This window comes from Marinobacter sp. SS5-14b, from assembly GCF_030541005.1.
Classification (GTDB): Bacteria; Pseudomonadota; Gammaproteobacteria; order Pseudomonadales; family Oleiphilaceae; genus Marinobacter.
Genome location: NZ_JASSVM010000001.1, coordinates 471,941 through 484,127 on the forward strand (window position 1 = coordinate 471,941; position 12,187 = coordinate 484,127).

General features: G+C 57.0%; 9 protein-coding genes. 4 read left to right on the forward strand and 5 right to left on the reverse strand.

Annotated elements, in window-relative coordinates:
* Nucleotides 1–34: 34 nt before the first annotated feature.
* Complete coding sequence (locus tag QPL95_RS02170; RefSeq protein WP_303289368.1) at nt 35–1,768, reverse strand: proline--tRNA ligase; 1,734 nt, start codon at nt 1,766–1,768, stop codon at nt 35–37.
* 124 nt (nt 1,769–1,892) lie between these two features.
* Between QPL95_RS02170 and QPL95_RS02175 the strand changes: the two genes are divergently transcribed.
* The gene (locus tag QPL95_RS02175) at nt 1,893–2,516 is read left to right on the forward strand and encodes a TetR/AcrR family transcriptional regulator (protein ID WP_303289369.1); all 624 of its coding nucleotides are present in this window, start codon (nt 1,893–1,895) and stop codon (nt 2,514–2,516) included.
* Here the strand turns inward: QPL95_RS02175 and QPL95_RS02180 are convergent.
* A complete protein-coding gene (locus tag QPL95_RS02180) occupies nt 2,504–3,001 on the reverse strand; it encodes an Lrp/AsnC family transcriptional regulator (protein WP_303289370.1) in 498 nt (165 codons plus the stop codon). The genes QPL95_RS02175 and QPL95_RS02180 overlap by 13 nt on opposite strands.
* Before the next feature lie 137 nt (nt 3,002–3,138).
* On the opposite strand from QPL95_RS02180, the gene leuA reads away from it, so the two are divergent.
* Nucleotides 3,139–4,830 (forward strand): 2-isopropylmalate synthase, encoded by a 1,692-nt coding sequence (leuA, locus tag QPL95_RS02185; protein ID WP_303289371.1) that lies wholly within the window; start codon nt 3,139–3,141, stop codon nt 4,828–4,830.
* Nucleotides 4,831–4,921: 91 nt separating this feature from the next.
* On the opposite strand, the gene QPL95_RS02190 is transcribed toward leuA, so the two are convergent.
* The 3 genes from QPL95_RS02190 to xseA form a co-directional block, all read right to left on the reverse strand.
* Nucleotides 4,922–5,131: a cold-shock protein gene (locus QPL95_RS02190; RefSeq protein ID WP_303289372.1), complete on the reverse strand. Its 210-nt coding sequence runs from the start codon at nt 5,129–5,131 to the stop codon at nt 4,922–4,924.
* A 313-nt stretch (nt 5,132–5,444) separates the two neighbouring features.
* On the reverse strand, nt 5,445–7,319 hold the full coding sequence (locus QPL95_RS02195) for a propionyl-CoA synthetase (RefSeq protein WP_303289373.1): 1,875 nt from the start codon (nt 7,317–7,319) through the stop codon (nt 5,445–5,447).
* Between the two features lie 122 nt (nt 7,320–7,441).
* On the reverse strand, nt 7,442–8,797 hold the full coding sequence (xseA, locus tag QPL95_RS02200) for an exodeoxyribonuclease VII large subunit (protein WP_303289374.1): 1,356 nt from the start codon (nt 8,795–8,797) through the stop codon (nt 7,442–7,444).
* A gap of 214 nt (nt 8,798–9,011) precedes the next feature.
* On the opposite strand from xseA, the gene guaB reads away from it, so the two are divergent.
* Both guaB and guaA read left to right on the forward strand, forming a co-directional pair.
* Nucleotides 9,012–10,475, forward strand: a complete 1,464-nt coding sequence (gene guaB, locus QPL95_RS02205) for an IMP dehydrogenase (RefSeq protein ID WP_303289720.1) — start codon at nt 9,012–9,014, stop codon at nt 10,473–10,475.
* Nucleotides 10,476–10,539: 64 nt separating this feature from the next.
* Entirely contained in the window at nt 10,540–12,117 is a 1,578-nt protein-coding gene (gene guaA, locus QPL95_RS02210; protein ID WP_303289375.1) for a glutamine-hydrolyzing GMP synthase, read from the forward strand.
* Nucleotides 12,118–12,187 lie beyond the last annotated feature (70 nt).

Below are 12,187 nucleotides of genomic sequence, written 5' to 3' on the forward strand. Positions count from 1 at the left end.
AGTCGCGCGGGACTGCCCGGACCTCATCCCGCTTTTACAGGCCGGCTTTCGGCGAGGCCTTTACCAGGAAGGCCAGCGCATCTTCCACCGGAATGTCCTGCTTGTCCTCATCACGGCGACCTTTGTATTCCAGGGTGCCCGCCGTCAGACCGCGCTCCGAAACCACAAACCGGTGCGGGATGCCAATGAGCTCCATGTCCGCAAATTTCACGCCCGGGCGCTCGTTGCGATCGTCGAGCAGCACATCGTAACCTGCCTGGCGCAGCTGGTCGTAGAGCTTATCTCCGGCTTCGGCAACCACGGGTGTTTTGTGGGCGTTCAGCGTCACGATAGCGACCTGGAACGGCGCAATGGCATCTGGCCAGATAATCCCTTTGTCGTCATGGTTCTGCTCGATGGACGAGGCGACTATCCGGGAAACGCCAATGCCATAGCAACCCATTTCCATGATCACTGCTTTGCCGTTTTCATCCAGTACCGTCGCGTTCAGAGCCGAGCTGTACTTGTTGCCGAGCTTGAAAATATGGCCAACCTCGATGCCCCGGCGAATCTCCAGGGTGCCGTTGCCGTCCGGGCTGGGGTCGCCTTCCACCACGTTGCGAAGGTCAGCAATCCTGGCGAGCGGGACATCACGCTCCCAGTTAACGCCGGTCAGGTGGTAGTCGTCTTTGTTGGCACCACACACGAAATCGGCCAGGTGCGCGGCGCTGCGATCGACAATCACCGGTATTGCGAGGTTCACTGGCCCGATGGAGCCAGGCTTGCAGCCGATGGCCTTCTCTATTTCTTCGTCGGTTGCCATGGTCAGGGGTTCGGCAATGCCGGGCAGGTTCTCTGCCTTGATTTCATTCAGGGTGTGGTCGCCCCGCAGAATCAGTGCCACCAGCCCGGACTGACCACTTTCATCGGCTTCCCCTTTGACCAGCAGGGTTTTCACACTGCGTTCGGCAGGCGTTCCCAGGAATTGCGAAACAGCCTCAATGGTTTTCTGGCCAGGGGTGTGAACTTCTTTCATCTCTTCAGTGGCAGCCGGTCGTTCGCCGGCAGGCGCTACGGCTTCCGCTTTTTCAATATTGGCGGCGTAATCGCCACCGGTGCTGAAAACGATGGCGTCTTCACCGGACGACGCCAGCACATGGAATTCGTGGGAAGAGCTGCCGCCGATGGAGCCGGAGTCTGCCTGAACGGGCCGGTAGTCCAGCCCAAGCCGGTCAAAAATGTTGCAGTAAGTCTGGTGCATGACCTCGTAGGTGTCATCCAGCGACGCGGCATTCAGGTGAAAGGAGTAGGCGTCTTTCATGATGAACTCCCGGGCCCGCATTACCCCGAAGCGGGGGCGGCGTTCATCCCGGAATTTGGTCTGGATCTGATAGAAGTTGGCGGGCAACTCTTTGTAGCTTTTCAGCTCGTTGCGCACCACATCGGTAATCACTTCTTCATGGGTAGGGCCAAAGCAGAATTCACGGCCGTGTCGGTCGTTCATGCGCAGGAGTTCACCACCGTATTGTTCCCAACGCCCCGATTCCTGCCACAGCTCGGCAGGCTGAACCGCTGGCATCAGCACTTCCTGGGCACCGCTTTTGTCCATTTCCTCACGGACAATCCGTTCAACCTTGCGCAGTGTGCGCAAGCCCAGTGGCAACCAGGTGTAGAGGCCGGCTGCCAGTTTCCGGATCATCCCCGCTCTCAGCATCAGCTGATGGCTGATGACTTCGGCGTCTGCAGGGGTCTCTTTCTGGGTGGCAATCAGGTAACGGCTTGCTCGCATCGTGTCTTCCGCTTTTTTGAAAAGTGGGGTTTAGACTAATTGGCAGAGGCTCTGCCCTTTGTCTGCCTTTCATTGTCTTGAAGTGAGCGTTATTGTACGGAGCCTGCTGCACAAGGTACAGATGATGACTGACGAATCTATCGACGTAACACCACGCCGAAAGCCGGTTCAGGCGCGTAGCCGGGAGCGGGTCGAGAACATTCTCCGACATGCTGCCGCCATTTTTCATGAAAACGGGGTGGATGGCACCAGTATGTCGGCCATTGCCCGGCAGTCCGGTATGTCGCTGGCCTCCCTTTATCGATATTTTCCCAACAAAGCCGCCATTATTCATGCGCTGGCGGAAGGTCATGTCGCAAAGATGGAAATGGCCCTGCGGGAAAAGCTGCCGGAGTTGAGCCTGTCGGATGCGGTGGATGTGCTGATTGATCAGTTCTACGATTTTTACCGCACGGAACCCGCCTATTCAGCGATCTGGAGCGGCGTCGAAGCCATGCCGGAGCTGCGTGAACTGGATCTTCGGGAACTCTACAGCAATGCCGCTGACCTGGATGCACGGCTAAAGCAGGAGTACCCCGATTTGTCCGCAGAGCGCCGATGGACAGCCAGTTTGATATTGCCGCGCTCAGCCGGTTCTATTCTCAGATTGGCAGCGACCCTGCCTGAGCGTCAGGGTCAACAGTTGGTGGCTGAGCTCAAGTGCATGGCAAAAGCCTATCTTGCGGAATTGATCCGTCAGGACAGGTAACCCAGGGGCAGGGCAGTGCTGTCGATCACCCGACGCAACACAAAGCTGGAATGTACTCCGCTGACGCCCTGAATTCTGGTAATCCGGTTCAACAGGAACTGGTGGTAGTGGTCCATGTCCGGCACCACCACCTTCAACATATAGTCCGCACTCTGGCCGGTAATCAGGTAGCACTCCTGTACTTCCGGGTACTCTGCAATCTGTTCTTCGAAAGCGGCAAAGCGTTCGGGTGTATGGCGATCCATGCCAATAAGAATGATCGCAGTCAGCGCCAGGCCCAGCCTCTTGTGGTCAAGGATTGTCACGGTTCTCACGATGATGCCGGCTTCTTCAAGCGCCCGCACGCGCCTCAAGCAGGGCGAGGGGGACAAGCCGACTTTCTCGGCCAGCTGCTGATTGGTCAGAGACCCGTTTTTCTGCAATTGTTCGAGGATTTTTCGGTCGATCTTGTCGATTTTGACCAAGGATTTCTCGATGTCAGCCATAATGCTTCTCGCGATTGGGTTTTCATAACAGATTATTGCGAAAATATAGAAATATGGCGCTGAAATAGCAAGCAAATGGCTCGGGTAACGCGTTAAACTTGCTCCATTCCATCGATCAGTGAAAGGATTTGTCCGTTATGGCCTTTGATCATCGTAAATACGCCGCCTTCAAGCCCATCGCCAAGAAAGACCGGCGCTGGCCGGACCAGGTCATCCAGAAAGCGCCGACCTGGTGCGCCGTGGATCTTCGGGATGGAAACCAGTCACTGATCAAGCCGATGTCCGTTGCCCAGAAGCAACGGCTGTTCGATTTGCTGGTGAAGTTGGGGTTCAAGGAAATTGAAATTGGCTTTCCAGCAGCCAGCCAACCCGACTTCGACTTTTGCCGCAAGTTGATTGAGGAAAACCGGATTCCTGATGACGTAAAAATTCAGGTGCTCACCCAGGCCAGGCCTGAACTGATCGAGCGCACTTATCAGGCGCTGGAGGGGGCAAGGCAGGCCATCGTTCATGTTTATAACTCGACCTCTACCGTGCAGCGTGAGCAGGTGTTTGGCCTGGACCGTGAGGGCATACGTGATATTGCCGTGCGAGGTGCTCGCATCGTGAGGGATATAGCCGCTCGTTATCCGGATACCGACTGGACCTTCCAGTATTCGCCGGAGAGTTTCACCGGCACCGAGCTCGACTTCTCGGCCGAGGTTATCGACGCAGTCACAGCTGAGTGGCGCCCGGACCAGGGGCAGCCGGTCATTATCAATTTACCGGCAACGGTTGAAATGGCCACGCCGAACGTGTTTGCCGACCAGATTGAATGGATTTGTGAAAACATCCGCGACCGTGATCATCTCAGCATCAGTGTTCACACCCATAACGACCGGGGCTGTGGCGTTGCGGCCGCAGAGCTTGCCGTCATGGCTGGGGCCGACCGGGTGGAAGGCACGCTGATGGGCAATGGCGAGCGCACAGGTAATATGGACCTGGTGACCATGGCGATGAACCTGTATTCCCAGGGTATCGATCCAACACTGGACCTGTCCGGCATGGCTGAGATCACTGAGGTGGTGGAAGCCTGTACCGAGATTTCAACGCACCCAAGGCACCCCTATGCGGGAGAGTTGGTGTTTACCGCGTTCTCTGGCAGCCACCAGGATGCGATCCGCAAGTGTCTTGCGCGCCGGAAAGAGGGCGAAACCTGGAATGTTGCCTACCTGCCCATCGATCCGTCGGATCTGGGGCGGCGTTATGAAGAAGTGGTGCGTATCAACAGTCAGTCCGGCAAAGGTGGCGTTGCCTACGTGCTTGAGCGTGATTACGACATCAGTTTGCCCCGCTGGTTGCAGATCGAGTTCAGTAAGGTGGTGCAGCAGGAGGCGGAAACCAATGGCGGCGAGATTGATTCGCACACCATTCACCGTTTATTTGAAGAGCGGTACCTGAAGGTTCATCCCGACTGGGCGTTGCGTTCCTACGATCTGCATCGGGATGACGAGGGTGTCCGGGCGGAAGTGGTCGTAGGTTCGGATAAGGCCTCGGTAACACTGACTGGGCAAGGGCTTGGAGCGGTTGAGGCGGTATCTGACGCACTGACAGCTCGCTTTGGAGTGACCATTGCAGTCGAAGCTTACGATGAGTTCGCGCTGGGCGAAGGTACCAAGGCCAATGCGCTGGCTTGTATTCGCCTGAACGCCAACGGCCGGCACTGCAGTGCCGCGGCCCTGGCGGAAGACACAACATCGGCCACCTTGCAGGCGCTGCTCTCTGCGGTTGCCTGGGAAGTAGAGGCAGGCATGCCGGAAGCCACCGCTGTTGCGGAAGTAGTAAGCTGAAAGGCGGATTTGGAACGAAAACGGCCGGCAAATTTGCCGGCCGTCCTGTTCCGTCTGCCCGTGAGGGGCATCAGGCAGTTAACGTCATCGCTTAAAGCGGGGTTACGTTCTCTGCCTGGGGGCCTTTCGGTCCCTGTGTCACGGTAAACTGTACTTGCTGACCTTCGGCCAGGGTACGGAAACCGCCTGCGTTAATTGCACTGTAGTGAACGAAAACGTCACTGCCGCCGTCCTGAGCGATGAAGCCAAAGCCTTTGGACTCGTTGAACCACTTTACGTGGCCAGTTTTGGTGTCAGACATTGATCTTTCCTGTACTTACTGAAAATTTGCCCTCACGGGACCATCTTGTGCTGTGGAGTCCGGAGGGTTCTGAGGAAAGGGGCAACGAAAAGCCGGGGCAGGACGTTGAAACGCATTCGCCAAATACCGCTGCAGAGATACACAGCAATTTTCAGTATAGACCGACTTTGGGAGGCGTCAATTGTTTTTTTAATGATTAATTGATTTGATTTTATTGATAAAAAACAATTGGTTGATAGTCTTATGGCACGAAAGCCAGCCTCCTTTTCAGGGGGCTGGCCCGTGTTGTCCTTGTCGCAATCGTGAGGGTGGCTCAGTGCCCGAATTTTTCGCTGATTTCCTCCAGAATTGCAGGGTCATCGATGGTGCTTGGTACGCTGTACTCTTCCCCGTCGGCAATCTGACGAATCACCCGGCGCAGAATTTTGCCTGACCGGGTTTTGGGCAGCCGCTCAACGACCATAGCCCGGCGGAAACAGGCGATGGCACCGATTCTGTCTCTGACCATTTCAACCAGTTCGTCTTCCAGTTCGTCCGGGTCGATGGTTGCGCCATCTTTGATCAGTACCAGTCCGACCGGAATCTGACCCTTCATATCATCGTGGGCACCGACAACACAGCACTCGGCAATTGCCGGGTGCGAGGCGACCACTTCTTCCATTTCGCCGGTCGACAACCGGTGACCGGCGACGTTGATGACGTCATCGGTGCGGCCCATCACGAACACATAGCCGTCGTCATCAATAAAGCCCCCATCGCCGGAGCTGTAAAACCCGGGAATAGGTTTCAGGTAGCTGTTCAGGAAGCGTTCATCATCTCCCCATACCGTCATCAGGCAACCCGGCGGTAGCGGCAGCTTCACGGCAATCTGGCCCTGCTCGCCAGCGGCTACCTGAGAGCCGTCCATGTTGACGACTTGTACGTTAAAGCCGGGCGACGGCATCGTTGCTGAGCCGGGTTTGGTGGTCATCATCTCAATGCCCACCGGGTTGCAGCAAATGGCCCAACCGGTCTCGGTCTGCCACCAGTGATCAAGGATCGGAAGGCCAGTGTGTTCTTTCAGCCACTCATAAGTCGGTGGGTCCAGGCGTTCTCCGGCCAGGAAAATTCGCTTCAGAGATGAGACGTCGTAGCGACTCAGCTGATCGGCTTCCGGGTCTTCTTTGCGCACGGCGCGGAAGGCGGTGGGGGCGGTAAACAGAATGTTTACCTTGTGATCCTGAACCACCCGCCAGAAGGCGCCGGCGTCCGGCGTTTTGACCGGTTTACCCTCGTAGAAAACCGTGGTGCATCCGGTAAACAGCGGGGCATAGACAATGTAACTGTGGCCTACCACCCAGCCGACGTCTGAAGCGGCCCAGTACACGTCGCCTGGTTTGGCGTCGTAGACCAGGCTCATGCTGTACTTCAGGGCAACGGCATGGCCGCCGTTGTCCCTTACCACGCCTTTTGGCTTTCCGGTAGTGCCTGAGGTGTAAAGGATGTAAAGAGGGTCTGTCGATTTAACGGGTACCGGGTCGGCCGGTGTGGCGTCGGCGATGATCGTGTTCCAGTCAAAGTCCCGGCCGTCTTGCATGGCAGCCTGCACCTGTGGCCGCTGGTACACCACGCAAAGATCCGGTTTGTGGCTGGACTGCTGAATCGCTTTGTCGACCAGAGGCTTGTATTCGATGATTTTGCTGACCTCGATACCGCAGGAGGCCGTAATCAGAGCTTTCGGTGTTGCATCTTCAATGCGGACGGCCAGCTCGTGAGCGGCGAAACCACCGAAAACCACGGAATGGATGGCGCCTAGCCGGGCGCAGGCGAGCATGGCGATGGCGGCCTGAGGAATCATCGGCATGTAAATGATGACCCGGTCGCCTTTTTCGACGCCCCGGGCCCGCAGTGCGCCGGCAAACCGCGAGACTTCATCGCGAAGTTCGTTGTAGGTGAATGTCTGCTGGGAGTTGGTTACCGGTGAGTCATAGATCAGAGCGGGCTGATCGCCTCTGCCTGCGCGGATGTTGGCATCAAGGGCAACATCACTGGTATTCATAATGCCGTCGGGAAACCATTCGCCATGGCCGTTGTCCTGTGCCTGCCAGATGGTTTCAGGTGGCTCGATCCAGGCAATGTTCTGTGCCTGTTCGCGCCAGAAATCATCCCGCTGATCAATGGATCGGCGAAATTCGGAGTTGTAGCTCATGTGCTGCACCTCAGTTGGATCGTTTTTGTTTTATGGTTGTTAACGACAACTTTAGGAGCTTTAAAAACCTGAGCTAGTAGACCATAGGCGTAGGCATCCCCGTATCCCGGGTTGGCTGACGGCTATTTTGGAGTGAAATTGACTTCGGTCACCTTCGCCGTGATGCTGCCATGGCCAAGCCGGGCCTGAATGGGCTGGCCTTCAGAGAGCTGAGAGGCATCACGTATTATGCTGCCCTGGTCATCTTTGACAATGGCGTAGCCACGCCCAAGTGTTGCCAGAGGGCTGACGACATTCAGGGTCTGTGCGCTGAAATGCAGCTTTTCATGCTGTTGCTTCAGGTGCTGCCGAATGGCCAGTTGCAGTCGTTCATTCAGTTGTGTGACCTGCTCCCGGGTGCGGGCCAGCGACTTGCCGGGCGACTGAGTGGCCAGCCTTTGGGCCAGGTGGCTGGATTTGAGGGTTTGTTGCTCCAGTTTTTGCCGCATGGCCTTGTTCAGGCGCATGTCCAGCTCGTCCATTCGCTGAGCTTTGTCCTGTAATGCCCGCCTGGGATCCCTCAGTCGGGCGCTCAGGTGTCCGAGTTGCTTGTCCAGCCGCTGCAGTAGCCGCCTTGCTGACTGTCCGAGCCTGCTATGTTGCTCATTGAGCCGACGCAACCAGTCCTGTTGATCGGGTGATATCTTCTCTGCCGCCGCTGAAGGCGTCGGGGCCCGAAGGTCTGCCACAAAGTCGGCGATGGTTACGTCCACTTCGTGCCCGACTGCGCTGACCGTCGGAATGGTGCAGTTGGCAATGGCTCTGGCAACGGCTTCTTCGTTGAAACACCAGAGATCTTCCAGAGAGCCGCCGCCACGCCCAATGATCAGGACGTCAGCAACACCGTGGCGCTGAGCGCTTTCAATCGCATTAACGATGTCGCTGGTGGCGGCCTTGCCCTGAACGGCAGTGGGGTAAAGTGTTACCGGGATGGCCGGGCAGCGACGGGCCAGCACCGTCAGGATGTCGTGGATGGCAGCGCCTGTGGGTGAGGTGACAACGCCAATGTGCCTGGGTGTTGTCGGTAGCAATTTTTTGCGGGCAGGATCGAACAGACCCTCTGCCTGGAGTTTTATTTTCAGCGCTTCAAATGCCTGCTGCAGTGGCCCGAGGCCGGCGGGCTCGAGATGTTCCACAATAATCTGAAAGTCACCACGGTTTTCGTACAGGGTGACTTTGCCCCGGATTCGAATCTGGTCACCTTCACGGGGCGGGGTGCGGATGTGCTGATTTGCACCTCGAAACATGGCGCAGCGGATCTGGCACTTCTGGTCTTTCAGCGAGAAGTACCAGTGGCCGGATGACGGGCGTGAAAAGCCCGAGATTTCACCTTCTACCCACACCTGCATGAAACTGGTTTCCAGGAGGTGCCGCGCCTGGTGATTGAGCTCGCTGACGCTCAGTGCTCTGGGGCGGGTGTCCGGATAAGAGGGTGTCAAAGGTCAGGCTCCCTGATTTTTCATACGCAAAAGCCGAAGGCGGCGGGTAAAAATAACGGAAATTCAGAAAGATGCAACCAATCGGTAAAAATCCCGCGGTTTACTGTGTTCGGTCACCACTTTATAATAGATCGATTAAGGATTTTGCTTTGTTGCACCGCCGCGGGTGCAGCTCAGGAATTCCAAACTTAGCATGTTCAAAAGGCGGACCCAAATGCTGCGTATTGCCGAAGAAGCCCTCACGTTTGACGACGTTCTGCTCGTGCCCGGATATTCCGAAGTTCTTCCTCACCAGGTCAATCTTCAGACCCGGCTGACCAAAGGCATCAATCTGAACATTCCTTTGGTGTCGGCGGCGATGGATACGGTCACTGAAGCCGAGCTGGCCATCGCCATGGCCCAGGAAGGCGGCATCGGTATCATGCACAAGAACATGACCGTAGATCAGCAGGCTGCTGCTGTACGCAAGGTCAAAAAATACGAAAGCGGTGTGGTGAAAGATCCCATCACCGTGACCCCCGACACCACTGTCCGTGAGCTGGTCGACATCACCATGGCCAACAGCATTTCCGGACTGCCGGTGGTGGATGGTAACGATCTGGTTGGTATTGTGACCGGTCGCGATATCCGTTTCGAGAGCCGGATGGATACCCCGGTCCGGGACATCATGACCAAGAAGGACAAGCTGGTTACCGTAAAAGAAGGCGCCAGCCTGGAAGATATTAAAGAGCTGCTGCACAGGCATCGGATTGAGAAGGTTCTGGTGGTCAATGATGACTTTGAACTGCGCGGCCTGGTTACCGTTAAAGACATTCAGAAAGCCAAGGATTACCCGCTGGCCTGTAAAGACGAGCAGGGCCGTTTGCGGGTGGGTGCTGCGGTTGGTACCGGTGGTGATACTGAAGCTCGCGTATCGGCACTGGTGGAAGCGGGTGTGGATGTCATTGTAGTCGATACCGCCCACGGTCACTCCAAAGGTGTGATTGACCGGGTGCGCTGGGTCAAGCAGACCTACCCCGATGTTCAGGTGATTGGCGGTAACATTGCCACGTCTGACGCGGCCATCGCCCTGGCGGATGCCGGCGCCGATGCGGTGAAAGTAGGCATTGGTCCCGGTTCCATCTGCACTACCCGTATTGTGGCGGGTATTGGTGTGCCTCAGATTTCCGCAGTTTCCAATGTGGCGGCTGCCCTGAAAGAGCGTGGCGTTCCGGTGATCGCTGATGGGGGCATCCGGTTTTCCGGTGACATTGCCAAGGCGATTGCTGCAGGTGCCCACGCCGTCATGGTCGGTAGCCTGCTGGCCGGAACCGACGAGGCGCCAGGGGAAGTTGAGTTGTTCCAGGGCCGAAGCTACAAGGCCTACCGTGGTATGGGCTCTCTGGGCGCCATGGGTCAGGGGTCGGCTGACCGTTATTTCCAGGATGCCAGCAAAGGCGCTGAAAAACTGGTTCCGGAAGGTATTGAAGGTCGTGTTGCCTGCAAGGGCCCGATGCGTAACATCGTGCACCAGCTGGTTGGCGGCCTGCGTGCCTCCATGGGTTACACCGGCAGCGCCACCATGGACGACATGCGTACCAAGCCTGAATTTGTGCGGATTACCAATGCCGGTATGCGTGAGAGCCACGTTCACGACGTGACCATCACTAAGGAAGCGCCGAACTACCGCATCGGTTGATTCAGCCTGATCTGATGCGGCCCGGTTTCCGGGCCGTGTTGTTTTTTTAAAGCCCGAGGACTCCATGGCTCAGAACATTCACGACCACCGTATCCTGATTCTTGATTTCGGTTCCCAGTACACCCAGCTGATCGCCCGTCGCGTTCGGGAAATCGGGGTTTACTGCGAGATCAAGGCCTTTGATATCACAGACGAAGAACTCGCTGAGTTCAATCCCAAAGGCATCATTCTGGCCGGTGGTCCGGAGTCGGTAACCCAGCTGGGTGGTCCCCGTGCTCCGGAAGGCCTGTTCGACAAGGGCATTCCGGTTCTGGGCATTTGCTATGGCATGCAGACCATGGCCGAGCAGCTCGGCGGCCGAGTGGCCAGCTCCGAGAAGCGCGAGTTTGGTTATGCCCAGGTGAAGGTTCGTGCCAAGGGCCCGCTGCTGGCCGACATTACCGACCACCTGACTCCGGCTGGTGATTCCCTGCTGGACGTGTGGATGAGTCACGGCGACAAAGTGGTTGCCATGCCGGAAGGCTTCGAGCTGCTGGCTTCCACTGAGAGCGCACCGGTTGCCGCCATGCAGGACCTGAGCCGCAACCTGTACGGCGTTCAGTTTCATCCGGAAGTCACTCACACCCTGCAGGGTAAGCGCATCCTCGAGCACTTTGTCCTGACCATCTCCGGTTGTGAGGCTCTGTGGACCCCGGCCAAGATCGTTGACGATGCCGTTCGCCAGATTCGCGAGCAGGTGGGTTCCGACAAGGTGCTGCTGGGCTTGTCCGGCGGTGTTGATTCCTCGGTCACCGCCGCGCTGCTGCACAAGGCCATTGGTGACCAGCTGACCTGCGTGTTCGTGGATAATGGCCTGCTGCGCCTGCACGAAGGCGACCAGGTGATGGACATGTTCGCCAGCAATATGGGCGTAAAGGTTATCCGTGCCGATGCCGAAGACCTGTTCCTGTCCAAGCTCAAGGGCGTGAACGATCCGGAGCAGAAGCGCAAGATCATCGGTAACACCTTTATTGATGTGTTCGATGCTGAAGCCGCGAAGATCAAGGATGTGAACTGGCTGGCCCAGGGCACCATCTATCCGGACGTGATTGAATCCGCTGCGTCCAAAACCGGTAAAGCCCATGTTATCAAGTCCCACCATAATGTGGGTGGCTTGCCGGAAACCATGAAGATGAAACTGGTAGAGCCGCTGCGCGAGCTGTTCAAGGATGAAGTCCGCAAGATCGGCCTCGAACTTGGCCTGCCGTACGACATGGTCTACCGCCACCCGTTCCCGGGGCCGGGTCTGGGCGTTCGTATCCTTGGCGAAGTGAAGAAAGAGTACGCCGAGATCCTGCGCCGCGCCGATGCCATCTTCCTGGAAGAGCTGCACCGCGCGGACCTGTACCACAAAACCAGCCAGGCTTTTGCCGTGTTCCTGCCGGTGAAATCCGTGGGTGTAGTGGGTGATGCCCGCCGCTACGAATACGTGATCGCGATCCGTGCCGTGGAAACCGTGGACTTTATGACAGCACGCTGGGCGCGGCTCCCGTACGAACTGCTGGAAACCGTATCCAACCGGATCATTAACGAGATTTCCGGTGTGTCCCGGGTAACCTACGACATCTCGTCCAAGCCGCCTGCAACAATCGAGTGGGAGTAGCCGGCAACGACGGGCACTCTCTGGTAACCGTCTGTCAATGACAGGCGTTCATTCAACCCGGCGCCATTGC